Here is a 19404-nt window from a genome sequence, read left to right on the forward strand (position 1 = left end):
GTAGCCGACGAACATGGAGTTCCCTGTGACCGATCAGGCCGTCGCGCCGCCCACCAAGCTGGACGGCGCCGTATTCAAGATCGCCGGCGTGGTGGTCCTCGGCGCGATCATGTCGATCCTCGACATCACCGTCGTGAGCGTCGCGCTGCCGACGTTCCAGACCGAGTTCGACGCCACGTACGCCCAGGTCGCCTGGACCATGACCGGCTACACCCTGGCGCTGGCGACGGTGATTCCGCTCAGCGGCTGGGCGGCCGACCGGTTCGGCACCAAGCGGCTCTACATGCTGGCCCTGCTGCTGTTCACGATGGGTTCCGCGCTCTGCGCCACCGCCGGCTCGATCGAACAGCTCGTCGCCTTCCGGGTGCTGCAGGGCCTCGGCGGCGGCATGCTCATGCCGATCGGCATGACGATCATGACGCGGGCGGCCGGCCCGCAGCGCATCGGCCGGCTGATGGCGGTGCTCGGCGTGCCCATGCTGCTCGGCCCGATCGCCGGCCCGATCCTCGGCGGCTGGCTGATCGAGGCGGCGAGCTGGCAGTGGGTGTTCCTGATCAACGTGCCGATCGGCGCCATCGGCCTGGTGTACGCCCAGTTCGCGCTGCCCAAGGACGAGCCCCACCCGGCGGAGTCGTTCGACTTCGTCGGCATGCTGATGCTCTCGCCCGGCCTCGCGCTGTTCCTGTTCGGCGTCTCGTCGCTGCCGGAGACCGGCACGATCACCGCCGCCAAGGTGTGGATCCCGATGCTCGCCGGCTCCGCGCTGGTGATCGGCTTCGTGCTGTACTCGTTCCGCCGGACGCACCCGCTGCTGGATCTCCGGCTGTTCCGCAACCGCAACCTGTCGGTGGCGTCGATCTCCCTGTTCGTCTTCATCATCGCGTTCATGGGCGCCGGCCTGCTGTTCCCCAGCTACTTCCTGCAGGTCCGCGGCGAGTCCACATTGCACGCCGGGCTGCTGATGGCGCCGCAGGGCCTCGGCGCGATGCTGACCATGCCGATCGCCGGCACCCTGGCCGACCGGGTGCCGGTGGGCCGGACGGTGCCGTTCGCGATGTCGCTCATCGCCCTCGGGTTCTTCACGTTCACCCAGGTCGGCACGGACACCTCGTACGTGCTGCTGTGCGGCTCGCTGTTCGTGATGGGCCTCGGCATGGGCGGCACGATGATGCCGATCATGACCTCGGCGCTGCGGACGCTGGCCGGCCACGAGGTGGCGCGCGGCTCCACGCTGGTGAACATCCTCCAGCAGATCGGCGGCTCGATCGGTTCCGCGATCATGTCGGTGATCCTCACCAGCCGGCTCAACGGCTCGGCGCCCATCCCGGGCCTGAACAACCCCCGCACCGGCGAGCCGATCACCGAGGCGGGCGCGGCGATCGCGAGCCAGCACGGCCAGCAGCTGCCGGTGGAACCGTCGGTGATCCAGCGCGGCCTGGAGTTCGTGGCGGACTCGTTCGCCTCGACGTTCTGGGTGGGCTTCATCCTGGTGCTCGCGACCTTCATCCCGATCGCCTTCCTGCCCCGCAAGCGCGAGCCCGCGCCGCACGCCACCGGCTCCGGCGGCGACCGGACCGAGGCCACGGTGCTGGTGCACTGAACGACGGAGAGGCCGGCACGCTCGCAACCGGCTCCGGGCTCTCGCGCCAGCGGGAGCCGCACCGGCCGCGGCGCCGGCCCACGAAGGGCTGATCCCGCCGGCACGGTGACACGTCGATCGCGCGTGTCACCGCGCCGGCGTCGTCCGAGGCCGTACCTTGGCGCCATGGCGACGAAGGCGACCCGCGCTGCGCGGCCCTCGCCGCCGGCGCTGCTCGCCCTGCTGCTCGCTGTGATCGCCGGGCTCTCGGTGCCCCCTCCCCCCGCCGCCGAGCCGGCCGGACTCGGCCCGATGGTGCCGGCCGCGGCCGCGTCGCCCGAAGACGCTCGAACCCCGGCCGCCGCCTCGACCACCGCCCTGCCCGCTGCGGCCAACCGCCACAGCGACGCCCCGGCCCGAGCCGCCGCGGCAACGAGCGGGCCCGCCCGAGCACACCGCCACAGCGACGCGGCCCCGGCCGGAACCACCGAGTCCGTCGCGGGCGGCCGGGCCGGCGAGGCCCGCGCCCGGGCCACCTCGGCCATCTCCGTGCCCCCCGCGAGCCGCCGCCACGGATCCCGGATTCAAGCCTCCGCAACAACCACCGACTCCCCCGGAGCGGATCACCACAGCGACACCCGGGCGCAGATCGCAACAACGGTCACGACCGGGCCGCCGGCCGCACCGGCGGAGGCGGGCCACCGCGATCCGCTCGCCGGCTGCCCCGCGCTCGTGCTGCGCACCCGCCCGGCCGGCGCGGCCTGTCCGACCCGCGCCCCGCCCACCGCGTCTGCCTGACGATCTGCCCGGGCGGGCGGCCACCCCCCGATGTCCCACCTTTCCGCCGCCGTCGAGCCGGCTCACCACGCCCGACGTCCCGGCCTCCCGCCCCACGCGCAGACCGCCCCGCACCACATTCACCCCGCAGCGAGACCACGCCGCCCGGAAACCCCGTCATCGACCCGCGTACCTATCGAGGGACCTTCTCTGACCATGAACGTGGTAGCCGAAATGATGCTGACCGATCCGGCGCCGCTGGCGATCTGGATGACGCTGCTGCTGTTGGCCGCCCTGTCGGTGGCCGCCCTGGCCGGCGTCGACGGCGTCCGTGATCCGCATCTGGTGTTGATCGACGCGGTGCCCTTTCTCCGTCGCTGGCGAGCCGAGCGCGCCCGCCGCGGGCAGGACGCCGCACACGCCGTGCGGTACGCCGAGGAGCTCACCGTGGCAGCCGAGCGCGCAGCCCGGGTCGCCGACCGCTGGCGTGAGCACTCCCGGCACAGTGAGCAGAACGCCGCGACGGCCTGGCAGGAGTGGCAGGACGCCGCGCAGCGCCTGACGGTCGTCCGCGCCGCGTCGGCCTTCCCGATGCCGGCCGCCCGCACCCCGGCCGAGTACGCCGACCGCGAGCGCTTCCTGCACCGGACCATCGTCGCCGCCGCCGGCCGCGGGGACCTGCCCGCCACCGCGCCGGCCGAGGCGCTGGCCGGGCACGGCGGCTGGAATCCGTGGCTGCACCCGGTCGAGCAGGAGTTCGCCGTGCAGCGGGCCACGGTCGCGCACCGGCGCCGGCTGCACCAGCGGGCCGTCATGGCCGAGAAGGCCGCCCGCCACGACGCGCAGCTGGCCCGGACCACGCGCGACAGCCTGCGGCGGGAGGCCGCCGTCGCGGTTGCACGGGCCGCCGCCGTGCGTCACCTGACCCCGCGGGTCCGGCCCCGTCGCGTGCGGTTCGTCGCCCCGGTCAGCTTCGCAGCCCTGCGCGGTCTGGGAGTGTGATGGTGGCGGACCGGTCGGTCAGCCGGCGTCCGGTTGCAGCCGGGCCCGCGCGGCCGTCGTGCCGTCCGCGTCGCCGGCCTTCTCGCACGCCTCGGCGGCCGCCTCCCAGTGCCGGCGCGCCTCGTCCGGCCCGTCCAGCAGCCGCGCCACGTCGCCGAGGTGCAGCAGCGCGCGTCCCACCGGCCGGCCGTCGGCCTGGCGGATGCGCAGGCTCTGCTCCAGCAGCTGCCGCGCCTGGGCGGCCCGCCGGTGGTCGCCGGGCCCGGCCGCGTCGGCGGCGGTCGCCCCGGCGGCCACGATGGCCCCGGCGTTGAGCAGCGCCGCCGCGTGCCCCTGCCGGTCGTTGACGGCCGGGTGGCAGTCCAGCGCCGCGCTCCAGGCGTGCGCGGCGTCCAGGCGTTCGCCCAGCCACCACTGGGCCAGCGCGAGGTTGGTCAGGGCGGCGGCGTACCCGCGCCGGTCGCCGATGGCCTCGAACCGGTTCGCCGCGCGGATCAGGTGCCGGCCGGCGAACCGCGGCTCCTCGCGGGCCAGGAACGCCACGCCCAGGCCCAGCTCGGTGAGCGCCTGGCCGGCCCGGTCGCTCGGCGAGCGCTGCTGGCGGGCCCGCTGGAGCTGGTCGAGCGCCCCGTCGACGTCGCCCTGGTCCAGCAGGGCCAGGCCCAGGTTGGTGCGGGACTGGGCGGCGCCCCGGCGGTGGCGCAGCGCCACGGCCGCGGTCAGCTCGACGGCGGCCCGGTGCGGGTCGCCCTGCCACCGGTACACCGCGCCGAGTTCGTTGTGCGCCCAGCCGGCGACCGCGGCCGAGCGGTGGGCCACCGGGCTCCTGAGCACCGCGACGCACACCGCGGCCCAGTCGTCGAGCCGGCCGGCGGACGCGTACCAGGTGCACAGGGCGACCGCGAGCCGCAACCACCAGCGGCGCATCCGGCGTGGCGGGTGGGCCGGCAGGGCGCCCGGCCGGCCCCACTGCTCGCAGACCAGGGTCCGCAGCAGCGCCTCGTGCCGGCCGAACCAGCCGCCGGGTCCGGCGTCGGACTCCTGGTCGGGCAGGACCTCGGCGTGCCGTTCGGCCTGCCGCGCCAGGTGCCGCACCAGCCGGGCCTGGGCGGCCGCGCGCCGCCGCGGCGGCTCGTCGCACAGCAGGTGGATCCGGGCGTACGGGACCAGCAGCGGCCGCAGCCGGTACCGGCCGTCCGGGGTGACCGTGACGAACCCGCCGTCCGCCGCCTGGTCGAGCATCCGGCCGGTGTGCCCGCGGTTGGCGCCGGCCAGCGCGGCGACGGCGTTGCGGCTGAGCGGCTGCGGCACGAGCGCGAGCAGCCGGACCAGGCGCCGGGTGTCGGCGCCGAGCGCGGCGTACGCCCGGTCCCGGCTCGCCAGCAGCGTCAGCGTGGCGTCGACGCGGCCGCCGTCCAGCCCGTGCCGCAACGCCCGGAGCAGGTCCGGCGGCGACCATCCGTGGGCGGCCAGCCACGAGCCGAGCACCCGGACCGCGTGCGGCTGCCGGCCGGCCAGCTCCACGATGTCCCGTACGCTCCGGTCGCCGGACAGGTCGCGGCGCGCCGCCCCGGAGGCGTCGCGCGCGGCCGCCGCGAACAGCTCCACCGCGTCGTCGGTGGACGGCTCGGCCAGGTGGCGCACGCGGACTCCCTTGAGGCCGGACAGCGCCGGGCCGCCGGCGAGCAGCAGCCGGCACCGCCGGGCCGGCGGCAACAGCGGCCGCACCTGCTCCGCCGAGTCGACGTTGTCCAGCACCAGCAGGACCCGGCGGTCGCCGAGCCCGGCGCGCAGCAGCGTCGCGGCCGCGTCCGGGTCGGCCGCCTGGGCCAGGGCGGCCTCGTCGACGCCGGCCTTGCGGCACAGCGCGTCGACCACCTCCCGCGGTCGCAGGGAGCGGGCCCGGCCGTGCCGGTCGGTCTTGCGGAGGTCGAGGTACAGCTGGCCGTCGGGGTAGTGGCCGCGCACGGCGTTGGCCGCCTGCACGACACAGGCGGACGTGCCGACCGCCCGCCGCCCGAGCAGCGCGACGGCGTGCTCGGTCCGTACGGCGCCGGCCAGCCAGTCGACCACCGTCCGGCGGCCCACGAAGCCGGTGGTGTCGGGCAGGTCGGTGGGCACCCCGGCCTCCTGGACCGGCACCGCGGGGACCGGCTCGACCGCCGCGTCGGCCTGCAGGGCGCGCCGGCCGCGCACCTCGAAGGTGGCGAGCACCCCGGCGAGCACCACCCCGCCCCCGGCGATGATCCAGGTGAGGGCGCCCAGGTCCGGGTCGATCAGATCGGCCAGGATGTTGCTCGCGATGCCACCGACCACCGACCCGACGGCGATGGACGCGGTCAGCACCCACTGCCACCGATGGGGCCGGCGGGGCTGCGGCCGCGGGCTCATCGCACCGCCCCGGACACCAGACCGGCGATCACCTGGCGGCGGGCCAGCACGATGACCAGCAGCGGCGGCACCGACGCGAGCAGCGCGAAGGCGGCCAGGGTGCCGCTGTTGGAGACGAACTGCCGGGTCTGGCCGAACACCATCAGCCCGAGCGGCGTGCCGGAGCCGCCGAACAGCAGGCCGACCACGAAGTCGTTCCAGACCTGGACGAACTCCAGCACCGCCACGGCGATGATGGCCGGCGCCGCGGCCGGCGCCGTCCGCCAGAACACGCCCCACTCCCGCCGGCCGGCGATCCGCGCGGCGCGGATCCGGGCGCCGGGCACGTCGGCCAGCGCGTTGCGCAACACCAGGACGGCGAACGGCGCGCCGAGCGCCACGTGCACCAGCCCCAGCCCCACGCTGGTGCCGGCCAGCCCGACCCGGGCGAGCACCTCGTTGATCGGGCCGGCCACCACCTGCACCGGCACCGCCGAGGCGGCCACCAGCAGGGCCCCGGCGGCGGACGTACCGGGCGGGCGCAGCCGGGCCAGGGCGTACCCGGCCGGCAGGGCCACGACGATCACCAGCACGGTCACCGACAGGGCGAGCGCCGCCGTGAACAGGAACGAGCGCAGCACCTCGTCCTGGGCCAGCACCTCGCGGTAGGAGCTGAGCCGCAACGACGCCGCCGTCCAGCCGCGGATGGCGGCCTCCCGGGGCGAGTGCAGCGACGTGGCCACCAGGGTGAGCACCGGCACGGCCCAGAGCAGGGCGACCAGGACCGGCAGGGCGCGGCGCACCGGCCACCGGGTGCGCTCGGCCGCCGCCCGGGCCGGAGCCGGGGCCGGGGCGGGCGGGGGCCACGCCTGCCGGCCGCCGGCCGCCGCGGCCACCACGCCGATGCCCAGCGCCACCAGCCACAGGGTGTTCAGGGCGGCGGCCGGCCCGGTGGTGGCGCTGCCCGAGGTCTGCCAGACCCGGACGGCGAGGTTGGCCGCCTCGTCCAGGCTGGAGCCCGGCGCCATCACCAGGATCAGGTCGAAGGCCCGGGCCGTGCCCAGCGCGACCAGCGCGAACACGATGGCGGCGGTGCGCCGCAGCAGCGGCCGCCAGAGCGCGTCGCGCAGCACGTCGAGCCGTCCACCGCCGCTGGCCCGGACGGCGTCGGCCAGGTCGGCCGGCAGGGCGTCCAGCGCCGCCCGGAACACCACCACGGGCAGGCCGATCCAGGCCCACACGAACGCCGACATCAGCGCGACCGTGATCAGGTCGGGGCCCAGCCAGGCGGGCGCGGCGCCGGCGGGCACGCCGAACAGGCCGGCCAGGGCGGTCAGCACCGCGGTGCCGGTGCCGCGGGCCGGGTCGGGGTCGTAGAAGAGCCGGAACATCACCCCGGTCACCACCAGCGGCAACGCCATCGGCGCGAGCAGCAGCAGGGTGCCGCTCCGGCGCGACGCCGCCAGCAGGTAGCCCAGCGCGATGACCACCACCGGGACCACCGCCGCCCACAACACCGTGCGGCCCAGCACCTCCCAGGTGCCCTCCGCGGCGAGCGCGATGCGGAAGTTGGCCAGGCCCACCCAGCGGCCGTCCGGCCCGGTCAGGCTCGCCTGCACGGTGCGCCCGACCGGCCAGAGCAGGATGCCGCCCAGCAGCAGGGCGATCGGCACCAGCAGCAGGGACGCGAAGCCGCCGCTGGGGTAGGCCCGGCTGCGCCGCCCCGGGCCGACGTCGTCGATGACCACGGTCTCGCCGAGCAGCCGGGCCGGCGCCGGCCGGGTGCGCGCCGGCCGCGTCACGAGCCCGCCTCCCGCCGGGCCTGCGCGGCCGCGCGGACCAGCCGCCGGCAGGCCCGGTCGACGGCGCCGGGCCGGTTCACCTCGGCCAGGAAGTCCTGCAGGATCTTCCAGCTGCCCAGCCCGTCGGGGCCGCCGAGCGAGCCGCGCAGCTGGTCGGACAGGTCGAACCGGGGCGCTCCCCCGGGGTCGCTGAGCTCCGCCGCGCGGGCCGCCGCCGGCCCGTACGCGTCCGGCGTGATCAGCGTGTTCGGCGACAGGTAGCCCCCGGCGGCGATCCACGGCCGGAACGACTCCGGCCGGGTCAGCCACTCCAGCAGCTCGGCGCCGGCGCGCGACCCGGCGAACACCATGGCGGCGTCGCCGGCCACCAGCAGCGGCCGGCCGCGGGGGCCGGCGGGGAAGCGCGCGGCGGTCAGCGCGGTCGCCCCGGCCGGCCGGAACCGCTCCGCCGTGGCGGCGACGAAGTCGCCCTCGACCACCATCGCGGCGCGGCCCTCGGCGACCTGGATGACCGACTCCTCCTGCTGGGTGATCAGCGCGCGGCCGATCCCGTCCGGGAACGCGCCGGGGATCGCCCAGACGGCGGCGAGCTCGGTGAGCGCGGTCCGCACCAGCGGGCCGTCCCACGGCTCGGCCCCGTCCACCAGGCCCTGGTACTGGCCGTCGGCGGCCAGGCCGATGAGCAGGTTCTCCAGCCAGTCGGTGAGCACCCAGCCGTCCGCCGCGCCGATCGCCAGGGGCGCGCGCCGGCCGGCGCCGGCGAGCTCGCGGACCAGCGACACGAACGCGGGCCAGGTGTCCGGCGGCGGGCCCTGCCGGTCGGGGGAATACCAGACCAGCGACTTGTGCGCGGCCTTCACCCAGGCGCCGTACTCGCGGCCGTCGACGGTGAGCATGGCCCGCCAGTTGTCCGCGAAGCGCCCGGTGACCTCCGGCGGCACCGGCTGCAGCCAGCCCCGGCGGGCGTAGTCGGCGATCAGGCTGATCTGCGGCACGATCGCGACGTCCGGCTGGTTGCCGGCCCGGTAGCGGGCGCTGAGGAAGGCGTCGATGTCGTTGCGGGTGCTGACCACGTCGACCGGCTGCGGGTACTGCCGGACGACCTCGCGGAACCGGACCAGCTCGCCGCCGCTCCAGACCACCGCCACCTGCACCGGCCGCCCGGACCCGCCGCAGCCGCCGGCCCCGGCGACGACCGCGCCGAGCGCTCCACCCAGGACGGCCCGCCGGCTGGTCACGGCGTCACCGCCACGGTGCGGGCCCCGTCGGGGGCCACCGACCGGTCCCCGAAGACCGCCGTGGCCGGCGCGGCGGAGACCGGCGACTCGATCCGGGCCAGCAGGTCGTCCAGCGGCCCGCAGACGGCCGGGTCGGGCCGCTCGAGCACCAGCGCCTCGGGCATCGACACCACCGCCCGGGCCAGCGCGCCCCGCATCCGCTGCTGCGCGGTGATCTCGTGCGGCCGCTGCTCCAGGACCGGCCCCAGCTCGAGCTGGTAGACCAGGGTGGACGCCCAGCCCCGGACGATCTCGTGCACCGACTCCTGCCGCCAGACCAGGTACTCGATGTTCTGCCGGACGGTGAGGTGCGGCAGCAGCGCGCCCCCGCGCGGCACGTACCCGATCTGGCGGGCGCCCGGCGGCAGCGCGGTGACGTCGCGGTCGCCGACCAGGACCTGCCCGGAGACGGCCGGGGCCAAGCCGGCCACCGCCCGGGCCAGCGCCGTCGCGGCGTCCGCGCCGGCGGTCACCACGACGGGATCCGCCTCCCGGGCGGCGAACGAGACCTTGACCGGGTCCCGGCCGGGCACCGCCACCACCAGCTCGCGTGCCTCGAGAATCGCCGCCCACCTCCTCGGTCCGCCGGCCCGGACATCGACAGGCGGTCACCGCAGCCTAGCGATTCCGTACCCGTCTCCGGTGTCCCGCATCGATGGTCGCGCATCGGGGTCGGGCTCGACGCTCCCCGGGAGGGACCGGCCCGGGTGTGCTCAGGGCCCGGTGGGCCGCTGCGGGCGTTCGCCCAGCACCCGGTGGAAGAGCGTGTCCCGGACTGCGATCCCGCGCCGGTCGACGAGCCCGAACCCGAGCCGGTTGGGCGCGTAGCAGTAGGCGATGCCGCTGTCCGGATCGGCCAGACCGAACGAGCCGCCGTTGCCCGGGGTGCCGTAGGCGGCGTCGGCCGCGCTGCCGAACGGCACGTCCGGGGTCGGCCGTACGAAGTCCGCGGCGCGTACTCGCGGGGGTGCAGGAGCAGCGACAGGCTGTGGCGGCCGTGCACCGCGGCCCGGCGTGCGGGGTCGAAGCCGTCGGGCAGCCCGATGAAGAAGTCGATGCCCAGCGGCGCGGCGATCTCCTCGGCGAAGAAGCGGCCCACGGTCCGGCCCACCGGGTCCACCCGGCGCAGCAGCTCGCTCTCGTACCAGCCCAGCGTGATCGCGTGATACCCGTGCCGGGTCCCCGGCGGCCACAACGGCCGCTGCAACGCGGTGGCCGCCGCCACCACGTCCGGGTCGGCGAGGTCGGCCAAGGCTAGCGGGACGTCGGTCACCGGCAGCCCCGCCTGGTGGGCCAGCAGCTGCCGGACGGTGATCTCCCCCTTGGCGCGCCAGCCGAACTCGGGCCAGTAGGCCGCGACCGGCCGGTCGTGGTCCAGCAGCCCGCGCGCGTGGGCCAGGGCGAGCGTCAGCGCGGACATCCCCTTGGTGGTCGAGTACATCAACACGACGGTGTCCTCGTGCCAGGGCAGGCGGCGCCGATCTCCGCGCGCTCGACGAGCCCATGATCTTCTCCTCAACGGCGCGTGAGCACCCAGGCGGCATCGATGCTGACGTACGGGTTGGCCCGGCCGCGCCCGCTCGGCCCCCAGTCGGCGTACGTGCCCCCGCTGGCCACGACGTCGACGGTCCGCGCGGTGCGCACCTCCGCCGGGAACCCGCCGGAGCCCAGGCGCTTGCCGCTCAGGACGCGCAGCGCGTCGGCGCATCTCGGGTCGGCGAGGCGGCCGGTCTCCGCCATGACGACGAGCGCGGACAGGACGTCGTAGAAGCGGATCGGCCACTGGATGAGCATCGGGTCGCGGCCCCAGGCGGGCCGGATCGGCGCGCCGTCGCGGCGGCGCCACAGCAGCCGGCGGTCCAGCAGGAATTCGGCGGCGGCGTCGATCGCGGCGGTGACGGCCGGGTCCCGGCTGCCCGCTTCCCGGTGCCGGGCCAGGCCGCGGAGCGGGAGCAGGGTCTCCTGCACCGACGAGGTCCGGGCCGCCGGGTCCTTGTCGCAGTTCCAGCCGCCGTCGGGCCACTGGCAGTCGAGCAGGCGCCGCACGAGCGGGTCGACGCGGTCGTCGGCCAGGCCCAGCTCGTGCAGGTACCAGACGGCCAGGCCCTCCTGGGAGGCGCACCGCCGGACGCGGTCCGGCTGGCCGGGGATGATCAGGGTGGACGGCGGGCTCAGGTGCCGCGGACCGCGCAACCAGTCGTGGATCTGGCCGGCCACCGGCTGCAGGGCCGCGTCCCCGGCCGGGTAGCCCAGCTCGGCCAGGCCGGCCAGCGTCCAGTGCGCGCCCTGGAACTTGCGGTAGGCGTGGTACTCGGTGCCCGGCCGGATCGTGCCGTCGGGCCGGCGGTGGGCGAGCAGCGCGCGCGCCTGGGGCGACGCGGCGACCCGGCGCCGCAGGTCCGCCTCGTCGCCGGGTCCGCCGAAACGGTGGTGCGCGCGGTACGCGACCGGGGGATCACTCGGATCCCCCGGCGCGAACCGGTACGCAGCCACCGGATCGGGTGTCCTCAGGCCGCGACCACGTCGCGGCGGCGGCCGACGGAGAGCAGGTCCAGCGCCAGCGCGGCCAGGGCCACCAGGGCGAGCAGGACCAGCCCGACCGCGTACGAGTGGTAGCTGCCGTAGATGGCGCCCATGATCAGCGGCGGGACGAAGCCGCCGAGCCCGCCGGCCGCGCCGACCACGCCGGTCACCGAGCCCACCTGGTTCGCCGGGGCCCGCTGGGCGACCAGGGCGAACGTGGCCCCGCTGCCGGTGCCGAGGGCGGCTGCCATGGCGAGGAAGGCGGCGGTGCCGAGCGGGGCCAGGCCCGGGGTGAAGGACTGCACGAGGGCGCCGGCGACGACCACGCCGAGGGCGCCGGCGAGGACCCGGGTGGGTGCGACCCGGTCGGACAGCCAGCCGCCGACCGGGCGCATCAGCACGGCCAGGAGCACGAAGCCGGCCATCCGGTTCGCGGCGTCGGCCTGGGTGAGCCCGTACGCGTTCTTCAGGTACGCGGGCAGGTAGACCGAGAAGGCGACGTAGCCGCCGAAGGCGACCGCGTACAGGATGGCGGCCTGCCAGGTGATGCGCAGCCGCAGGGCGCCGGCGAGGCGGGCCGGCAGCGGCGTGGTCGGCACGACCCGGTCGGGCGCGTCCCGCAGCACCACCCAGGCGACGACCGCGTAGACGGCCAGCACGGCCGCGGTGATCAGGAACGGGGTCCGCATGCCCTGCGCGTTGACCAGCTTGACCGTGGTCAGGGCGCTGATGGCGGTGCCGCCCATGCCCATGCCGAAGACGCCGACGGCGAAGCCGCGCCGCTCGGGCGGGAACCAGGAGTTGACGAACGGCACGCCGACGGCGAAGGCGGTGCCGCCGATGCCGAGGAAGAAGCCGCCGACCAGGATCGCGGCGAGCGAGCTGTGGCCGAACAGCCCCAGGTAGAGCACGGGGACGATGGTGGCCAGGGACACCAGCGGGAACATCACGCGGCCGCCGAAGCGGTCGGTCAGCGCCCCGACCGGGATGCGCCCGAGCGAGCCCACCACGACGGGCACGGCCACCAGCAGCGACTGCTGGAAGGAGCTCAGGTGCAGGACGGTGGTGAACTTGGTGGCGAGCGGGCTGAGCAGCGCCCACGCCCAGAAGTTGACGGCGAAGCCGATCGTCGCCAGGGCGAGCATCACGCCGGGGGCGGAACGGGTCCTGCCGCCGGGCGTGGCCGCCCGGACCTGGGTTGTGCTCATGTCGTCTCCACCGTTCGAGGTCCTCGTCCCGCGCGTCGCAGGCTCCCGACCAGCGTCGCCTGGCGGATCCGCCGCCAGTAGGGACCTTGGTCCCGGCTTCGCGGGACCTGTGAGCAGGGCTTTCACCGGCCGGACGACACCGGGCGGCGGGCGGCGTCGCGGACCGCGGCGGGCGCCGGGCCCGGCGCGCCCACCGCGCGGCGGCGGGTGCGGTAGACCACGTACGGCCGCCACAGGTAGGCCATCGGGGCCGACCAGACGTGCACCAGCCGGGTGAACGGCCACAGCGCCAGGAACAGGAACCCGCCGATCGCGTGCAGCTGGTAGACCAGCGGGGCGCCGGTCATCAGCTCGGTGTGCGGCTGGAACCAGAAGATGCCCCGGAACCAGACGGCGATCGTCTCCCGGTAGTCGTATCCGCCGCCGAGCATGTTGCGCCCGACCGTGGCGGCCATGCCCAGGACGACCATGGCGGCCAGGAACGCGTAGAGCACCTTGTCCATGGTCGTGGTGACGCGGCGGACGCGGCCGTTGACCAGGCGCCGGGCGATGAGCAGGGCCAGGCCGGCGACCAGCATGACCCCGGTGACCGTGCCGGCCGAGAGCGACACCACGTGGTAGGCGTGCTCGGAGACGCCGATCCGCTCGGTCAGCGAGGCGGGCACCAGCAGCCCGAGGGCGTGCCCGCCGATCACCCCGAAGGCGCCGAGGTGGAACAGCGGCGAGCCGAGCCGCAGCAGCCGGCTCTCCAGCAGCTGGCTGGTGTGGGTGGTCCAGCCGAACTGGTCGTGGCGCCAGCGCCAGGCGTGGCCCGCGGCGAAGACCGCGAGGCAGGCGTAGGGCAGGGCGACCCAGAGCAGGGTGGTCATCGTGAGGCCTCCGCGGCGGAGCAGACGGGGTACGGGGCGAGGTGGGCGCCGTGCAGATCGGGTCCGGCCCCGATGCTGTCCAGGCCGACGGTCTCCACCGGCGGCCCGTCGACGGCGAGCGCGGCGATGGTGGCCCGGTCGGCGTCGGTCAGGTCGGGCAGCACCGTGCAGACCGCGTCGAGCAGCAGCCGGTACGGCGACCCCGACTCGGCCAGCGCGGCGCGCAGCAGTTCCAGGCCCTGCCGGTGCTGGCGCAGGGGGGCCTCGCCGTCGCCGGGGCCGGCCGTGGCGGCGAACTCGAGGACCACCGGCAGCAGGTCGGGCAGTTCGCCGTCGGCCAGCCGCAGGCCGTGCGCCCGGTACCGCTGCTTGAGCACGAGCAGCGCCATCCCGCGCTTGCGGGTGTCGCCGTGCAGGTAGTACGTCAGGTAGAGGCCGGACTTGCGGCGCAGGTCGAAGGTCCGCACGTAGTCGCGTTGGGCGTCGATCGGCGCGGCGGTCAGCAGCCGGTCCAGGAAGTCGGTGAGCCGGCCGCGGACCTCCGGGTGGGCGATGCGGGCGGCGGCCGCGCGCAGCTGCTCCCCCGCGCCCAGCAGTTCCGCGTCGGGATAGGTCAGCAGCAGCGAGACCAGCTCGAAGATGCGGGCCCGGTCGGCGGGGGCGGCGGCGGTCATGAGCGGCCGCGCAGCGGGTTGAGGGAGAGTCCGCGCCGGCCGTCGGTACGCCGGAACAGCCCGGCCCGCGCGCCGGCGCCCTCGCTGAGGTGGAACTGCTCGGTCATGCCGGGGCCGCCCTCGCAGTCCAGCGCGCAGTCGTCGTGCGAGGCGGCCTGCGCCTCCAGCGCGGCGGCGTCCTTGGCGTGCGCGGCCGGGATGACGTACCGCTCGTCGTACTTGGCGATCGCCAGCAGGCGGTACATCGCCTCGACCTGCTCGGCGGTCATGCCGATGCCGTCCAGCAGCTCCTGGGCGACGGTGCCGTCCAGGGTGCGGACCCGCATGTACGAGCGCATCGCGGCCAGCTTCATCAGCACCCCGGCGGCCGCGTCGGCGTCGCCGGCGGTGAACAGCTCGGCCAGGTACTCGACCGGGATGCGCAGGTCACGAATGGTGTGGAAGACGTCGTCGGCGTCGGTGTCGTCCCGCCCGGCCAGGCCGACGGCGTCCAGCACCGGCGACAGCGGCGGCACGTACCAGACCATCGGCAGGGTGCGGTACTCCGGGTGCAGCGGCAGCGCGATCCGGTACTCGGCGATCAGCTTCCAGATCGGCGACCGCTGCGCCGCCCCGATCCACTCGTCCGGCATGCCGGCGTCGCGGGCGGCGCGTTCCACCGCCGGGTCGTGCGGGTCGAGGAAGACCGCGCGCTGGGCGTCCAGCAGGGCGTGCTCGTCCTCGACCGACGCGGCGGCGAGCACCGCGTCCTCGTCGTACAGCACGATGCCCAGGTAGCGCAGGCGGCCCACGCAGGTCTCCGAGCAGATGGTCGGCTGCCCGGCCTCGATCCGCGGGAAGCAGAAGGTGCACTTCTCGGCCTTGCCGGTGGCGTGGTTGACGTAGACCTTCTTGTACGGGCAGGCCGACACGCACATCCGCCAGCCCCGGCACCGGTCCTGGTCGACCAGGACGATCCCGTCCTCGGCCCGCTTGTACATCGCCCCGGACGGGCAGGCCGAGACGCAGGCGGGGTTGAGGCAGTGCTCGCAGATGCGCGGCAGGTGGAACATGAAGGTCTTCTCGAACTCGAACTTGACCTTCGCGGCGGCCGCCGCGGGCATCCGGGCCAGGTTCGGGTCGCCGTCGGCGCGCTCGTGCGCCCCGCCCAGCGAGTCCTCCCAGTTGGCGCCCCAGGTGACCGCCATCGGCTCGCCGGTCAGCGCCGAGTGGGGCCGCTTGACCGGGGTGTCGGTGAGCCCGGCGGGCGCGTTGACCAGGATGTCCTTGTCGAACGTGGCGGGCTCGTAGTAGTCGTCGAGGGTGGGCAGGTCCGGGTTGGCGAAGATGCGGCTGAGCCGTTTGGCGCGCCCGCCGGAGCGCAGCGTGAGCCGGCCCCGGGCGTCGAGCTTCCAGCCGCCCTTCCAGCGTTCCTGGTCCTCGTAGTGCTTGGGGTAGCCGATGCCCGGCTTGGTCTCGACGTTGTTGAACCAGACGTACTCGGTGCCCTCCCGGTTGGTCCAGGTCTGCTTGCACGTCACCGAGCACGTGTGGCAGCCGATGCACTTGTCGAGGTTCATCACCATGGCGACCTGCGCGCGGATGCGCATCAGTACTCCACTTCCTGGGTACGGCGGCGGATCACGGTGATCTCGTCGCGCTGGCTGCCGATCGGGCCGTAGTAGTTGAAGGCGTACGTGAGCTGGGCGTGCCCGCCGGCCAGGTGGGTCGGCTTGATCAGCAGGCGGGTCATCGAGTTGTGGTAGCCGCCGCGCCGGCCGGACTTCTCCGCCTTGGGGACGTTCACCGTGCGTTCCGGCGAGTGGTACTGGAAGACGGTGCCCTCGGGCATCCGGTGGCTGACCACGGCCCGGGCGACGACGACGCCGTTGCGGTTGTGGGCCTCGATCCAGTCGTTGTCGCGGACGCCGATCTTGCCGGCGTCCTGGACGCTCATCCAGATCACCGGGCCGCCCCGGGACAGCGCCAGCATCAGCTCGTTGTCGTGGTACATCGAGTGGATCGACCACTTCGCGTGCGGGGTCAGGAACCGTACGGTCACCCCGCCGTCGACCGCGTCGCCCGGCCGGCCGAAGTGCCGGGCCATGTTCAGCGGCGGCCGGAAGGCCGGCAGCTGCTCGCCCAGCTCGCTCACCCAGTCGTGCTCGACGAAGAAGTGCTGCCGGCCGGTGACGGTGTGCCACGGCTTGAGCCGCTCCACGTTGAGCGTGAACGGCGAGTAGCGCCGCCCGCCCTTCTCCGAGCCGGACCACTCCGGGCTGGTGAACACCGGCTGCGGCGCGTCCTGGGTGTCCGAGTACGTGATCCGGTCCCGCTCGTGGCCGGCCACCAGGTCCGCGAACGGCTGCCCGGTCCGCTTCTCCAGCTCGGCGAAGCCGGCCGCGGCGATCCGGCCGTTGGTGGTGCCGGACAGGGTCAGGATGGCCTCGCACATGCGGTCGGCGGTGTCCAGCGACGGACGCCCGGCGAACGGGCCGTCGACGTGCACGCCGTTCTGGTGGCGCAGGTACTCGATCTCCGGGGTGACGTCCACGGTGATCGCCTTGGTGGTGGTGCCCAGCGTGTCCAGCAGCGGGCCGACCGTGCGCATCTTCCGGCCGATCAGCGTGTAGTCCCGCTCGACCTCGACCAGCTTGGGCATGGTCCGTCCCGGCGCCGGCTCGCACTCGCCGAACTTCCAGTCCCGCACCCGGCCGCCCGGCGTCGCCAGCTCGTCCGGGGTGTCGTGCTGCAGCGGCACGGCCATTACGTCGCGGCGCACGCCCAGGTGGTCCACGGCCAGCTCACTGACCTTGTCGGCCAGCGCGAGGAAGGCGTCGTAGTCGGTGTGCGCGTCGGCGGGCGGCGCCACGGCCGGGCTGAACGCGTGCACGAACGGGTGCATGTCGGTGGTGGAGATGTCGGTCTTCTCGTACCAGGTGGCGGCCGGCAGCACCACGTCGGCGTGCAGCCCGGTGTTGGTCATCCGGAAGTCGATCGCGGTGAGCAGGTCGAGCTTGCCGGTCGGCGCCTCGTCGCGCCACGCCACGTCCCGCGGGCGCTGCCCCGGCTCGCACTCGGCGGCGGTGGCCGACGAGTCGACGCCGAGCAGGTGCCGCATGAAGTACTCGTTGCCCTTGCCGGACGAGCCGAGCAGGTTGCACCGCCACAGGGTCAGGCACCGCGGGAAGTTCGCCGGATCGTCCGGGTCGTCGGCCGCGGCCTTGAGCGTCCCGTCCCGCAGCGAGCTCACGACGTGCTCGGCGACCGGCACGCCGGCCGCCGCGGCCTCGTCGCACAGGTCGAGCGGGTTGCGGTTGAAGAAGGGGTGGCCCGGGCTCCAGCCCATCCGCTGCGCGGCGGCGACCGTGTCGGCGAACGCCATGCCGGCGAACCGGCCGGTGCCCAGCGGCGACGACAGCTCGTCGGCCCGGACCCGCTCGTAGCGCCACTGGTCGGTGTGCAGGTACCAGAACGGGGTGCTGGCCTGGTGCCGCATCGGCCGCTGCCAGTCGAACGCGAACGACATGTGCTGCTGGCCGGTCAGCGGGCGGGCCTTCTCCTGGCCGACGTAGTGGGCCCAGCCGCCGCCGTTGACGCCCTGGCAGCCGGTGAGCGTGACCAGCGAGATGAACGCCCGGTAGGTCATGTCGGAGTGGAACCACTGGTTGGCGCCGGCCCCCAGCACGATCATCGACCGGCCCCGGCTGCGCTCGGCGTTGCGGGCGAACTCCCGGCCGATGCGGGCGGCCAGCGTGGCCGGGACCCCGGTGATCCGCTCCTGCCAGGCGGGCGTGTTCGGGGCGTCCGCGTCGTCGTAGCCGGCCGGCCACTGGCCGGGCAGGTCGCCGCGGCGCACGCCGTACTGGGCCATGGTCAGGTCGAAGACGGTGGTGACGGCGTGACCGCCGATCCAGCGGATCGGCACGCCGCGGCGGATCGTGGCGCCGCCCTCGGTGTCGCCCACGTCGAAACGGGCCAGGTCGACCTCCACGGTCTCGCCGGCGGGGTCGAGGCCGAGCGCCGGGACGACGTCGCCCAGGTCCAGGTTCCAGCGCCCGGGTTCGCCGTACCGGAAGCCCAGCGATCCGTTGGGGACCACCGGGTCGCCGGTCCGCTCGTCGATCAGCACCGTCCGGTGTTCGCCGTCGGCCTCGCCGAGGTCGGCGGCGGTGAGGAAGCGGTCCGCCGCCCACGCCTCGCCGGTACGGCGCAGCGTGACCAGGAACGGCAGGTCGGTGTAGCGGCGCACGTAGTCGGTGAAGTACGGCACCGACCGGTCGCGGAAGAACTCGGTGAGCACCACGTGGCCCATCGCCATCGCCAGCGCGCCGTCGGTGCCCGGGTGCGGCGCCAGCCAGTCGTCGGCGAACTTGACGTTGTCGGCGTAGTCCGGGCTGACCGCGACCACCTTGGTGCCCTTGTAGCGGGCCTCGGCCAGGAAGTGGGCGTCCGGGGTCCGGGTCACCGGGATGTTGGAACCCCACATCATCAGGTACGTGGCGTTCCACCAGTCGCCGGCCTCGGGCACGTCGGTCTGGTCGCCCCAGATCTGCGGTGACGCGATCGGCAGGTCGGCGTACCAGTCGTAGAAGCTGAGCAGGGTGCCGCCGAGCAGCGCGTGGTAGCGGGTGCCCGCGGCGAACGAGGCCATCGACATCGCCGGGATCGGCGAGAAGCCGACGACCCGGTCCGGCCCGTACGTCTTGGTGGTGTACACGTGCGCGGCGGCCATCATCTCGATCGCCTCGTCCCAGCCGGCCCGCACGAACCCGCCCCGGCCACGCTGGGCCTTGTAGGCGGCGGCCTTCAGCGGCGTCTCGACGATCTCGGCCCACGCCAGCACCGGGTCGCCGAGGCGCTGCCGCGCGTCGCGGTACATCTCGACCAGCACGCCGCGGACGTACGGGTGCCGCACCCGCGACGGCGAGTACTCGTACCAGGAGAAGGAGGCGCCGCGCGGGCACCCGCGCGGCTCGTAGTCCGGCGAGTCCGGCCCGGTCGTCGGATAGTCGGTCGCCTGGTGCTCCCAGGTGATCAGCCCGTCCTTGACGAACACGTTCCACGAGCACGACCCGGTGCAGTTGACGCCGTGGGTGGAGCGGACCACCTTGTCGTAGCGCCAGCGGTCCCGGTAGAACCCGTCCCACGCGCTGTCGTCCACCTGGTGCAGGGTGCGCCCGTGGTCGCCGACGGTCTCCCGGGTCAGGAAGCGGCGGGCCGCGAGCAGCGGCGCGGTGCCGGGTACGGCATCCGTCTCGGGGGCTGGTGACACGAGGCCACTCCTTCGGCGATGACAGCGACGGCGCGGGCCGTCGGCGCCCGCTGGTGCGGGCCCACCCAG

14 protein-coding genes and 1 pseudogene are annotated in these 19404 nt (G+C 75.0%); 3 read left to right on the forward strand and 12 right to left on the reverse strand.

Features of this window, described 5'->3' with window-relative positions; all coding sequences use genetic code 11:
- The first annotated feature begins 25 nt into the window (after positions 1–25).
- The 3 genes from Ani05nite_RS38885 to Ani05nite_RS38895 all read left to right on the forward strand — a co-directional run bounded on the left by Ani05nite_RS38885 (position 26) and on the right by Ani05nite_RS38895 (position 3358).
- A complete protein-coding gene (locus tag Ani05nite_RS38885; RefSeq protein ID WP_203776868.1) occupies positions 26–1600 on the forward strand; it encodes a DHA2 family efflux MFS transporter permease subunit in 1575 nt (524 codons plus the stop codon).
- Positions 1601–1765: 165 nt separating this feature from the next.
- The gene (locus Ani05nite_RS38890) at positions 1766–2377 is read left to right on the forward strand and encodes a hypothetical protein (protein WP_203776870.1); all 612 of its coding nucleotides are present in this window, start codon (positions 1766–1768) and stop codon (positions 2375–2377) included.
- Positions 2378–2572: 195 nt separating this feature from the next.
- Complete coding sequence (locus Ani05nite_RS38895; RefSeq protein ID WP_203776872.1) at positions 2573–3358, forward strand: hypothetical protein; 786 nt, start codon at positions 2573–2575, stop codon at positions 3356–3358.
- An 18-nt stretch (positions 3359–3376) separates the two neighbouring features.
- On the opposite strand, the gene Ani05nite_RS38900 is transcribed toward Ani05nite_RS38895, so the two are convergent.
- From Ani05nite_RS38900 to Ani05nite_RS38950, 12 genes and pseudogenes are all read right to left on the reverse strand, one after another.
- Entirely contained in the window at positions 3377–5749 is a 2373-nt protein-coding gene (locus Ani05nite_RS38900) for a tetratricopeptide repeat protein (protein WP_203776874.1), read from the reverse strand.
- Entirely contained in the window at positions 5746–7530 is a 1785-nt protein-coding gene (locus Ani05nite_RS38905) for an ABC transporter permease (RefSeq protein ID WP_203776876.1), read from the reverse strand. The genes Ani05nite_RS38900 and Ani05nite_RS38905 overlap by 4 nt, the downstream gene beginning before the upstream one ends.
- Positions 7527–8768 carry an ABC transporter substrate-binding protein gene (locus tag Ani05nite_RS38910; RefSeq protein ID WP_203776878.1) on the reverse strand — a complete coding sequence of 414 codons (1242 nt, stop codon included), beginning with the start codon at positions 8766–8768 and terminating at the stop codon, positions 7527–7529. Before Ani05nite_RS38910 ends, Ani05nite_RS38905 begins: the two co-directional genes overlap by 4 nt.
- Entirely contained in the window at positions 8765–9340 is a 576-nt protein-coding gene (locus Ani05nite_RS38915; RefSeq protein ID WP_203776880.1) for an ATP-binding cassette domain-containing protein, read from the reverse strand. Before Ani05nite_RS38915 ends, Ani05nite_RS38910 begins: the two co-directional genes overlap by 4 nt.
- 180 nt (positions 9341–9520) lie before the next feature.
- Positions 9521–9730, reverse strand: a complete 210-nt coding sequence (locus Ani05nite_RS41680) for a hypothetical protein (protein WP_239131074.1) — start codon at positions 9728–9730, stop codon at positions 9521–9523.
- Positions 9731–9849: 119 nt separating this feature from the next.
- Positions 9850–10248: pseudogene (locus Ani05nite_RS42315) on the reverse strand (serine hydrolase domain-containing protein); the annotation flags it as partial.
- Between the two features lie 74 nt (positions 10249–10322).
- Complete coding sequence (locus Ani05nite_RS38925; protein WP_203776884.1) at positions 10323–11300, reverse strand: prenyltransferase/squalene oxidase repeat-containing protein; 978 nt, start codon at positions 11298–11300, stop codon at positions 10323–10325.
- 14 nt (positions 11301–11314) lie between these two features.
- Positions 11315–12538 (reverse strand): MFS transporter, encoded by a 1224-nt coding sequence (locus tag Ani05nite_RS38930; protein WP_203776886.1) that lies wholly within the window; start codon positions 12536–12538, stop codon positions 11315–11317.
- 122 nt (positions 12539–12660) lie between these two features.
- The gene (gene narI, locus Ani05nite_RS38935; protein ID WP_203776888.1) at positions 12661–13407 is read right to left on the reverse strand and encodes a respiratory nitrate reductase subunit gamma; all 747 of its coding nucleotides are present in this window, start codon (positions 13405–13407) and stop codon (positions 12661–12663) included.
- Positions 13404–14081 (reverse strand): nitrate reductase molybdenum cofactor assembly chaperone, encoded by a 678-nt coding sequence (gene narJ, locus Ani05nite_RS38940; RefSeq protein ID WP_203776890.1) that lies wholly within the window; start codon positions 14079–14081, stop codon positions 13404–13406. The genes narI and narJ overlap by 4 nt, the downstream gene beginning before the upstream one ends.
- Positions 14078–15670: a nitrate reductase subunit beta gene (gene narH, locus Ani05nite_RS38945; RefSeq protein ID WP_203776892.1), complete on the reverse strand. Its 1593-nt coding sequence runs from the start codon at positions 15668–15670 to the stop codon at positions 14078–14080. The genes narJ and narH overlap by 4 nt, the downstream gene beginning before the upstream one ends.
- Positions 15670–19290: a nitrate reductase subunit alpha gene (locus Ani05nite_RS38950; protein WP_239131078.1), complete on the reverse strand. Its 3621-nt coding sequence runs from the start codon at positions 19288–19290 to the stop codon at positions 15670–15672. Before Ani05nite_RS38950 ends, narH begins: the two co-directional genes overlap by 1 nt.
- Between the last annotated feature and the right edge of the window lie 114 nt (positions 19291–19404).

The sequence above is a fragment of the Actinoplanes nipponensis genome (genome assembly GCF_016862275.1).
Classification (GTDB): Bacteria; Actinomycetota; Actinomycetes; order Mycobacteriales; family Micromonosporaceae; genus Actinoplanes; species Actinoplanes nipponensis.

Excerpts from the sequence above, each read along its gene's own strand:
- Ani05nite_RS38890 (WP_203776870.1), top strand. The coding sequence starts at position 1,766 with ATGGCGACGAAGGCGACCCGCGCTGCGCGGCCCTCGCCGCCGGCGCTG.
- Ani05nite_RS38895 (WP_203776872.1), top strand. The coding sequence starts at position 2,573 with ATGAACGTGGTAGCCGAAATGATGCTGACCGATCCGGCGCCGCTGGCG.
- Ani05nite_RS38900 (WP_203776874.1), bottom strand. The coding sequence starts at position 5,749 with ATGAGCCCGCGGCCGCAGCCCCGCCGGCCCCATCGGTGGCAGTGGGTG.
- Ani05nite_RS38930 (WP_203776886.1), bottom strand. The coding sequence starts at position 12,538 with ATGAGCACAACCCAGGTCCGGGCGGCCACGCCCGGCGGCAGGACCCGT.
- narI (WP_203776888.1), bottom strand. The coding sequence starts at position 13,407 with ATGACCACCCTGCTCTGGGTCGCCCTGCCCTACGCCTGCCTCGCGGTC.
- narJ (WP_203776890.1), bottom strand. The coding sequence starts at position 14,081 with ATGACCGCCGCCGCCCCCGCCGACCGGGCCCGCATCTTCGAGCTGGTC.
- narH (WP_203776892.1), bottom strand. The coding sequence starts at position 15,670 with ATGCGCATCCGCGCGCAGGTCGCCATGGTGATGAACCTCGACAAGTGC.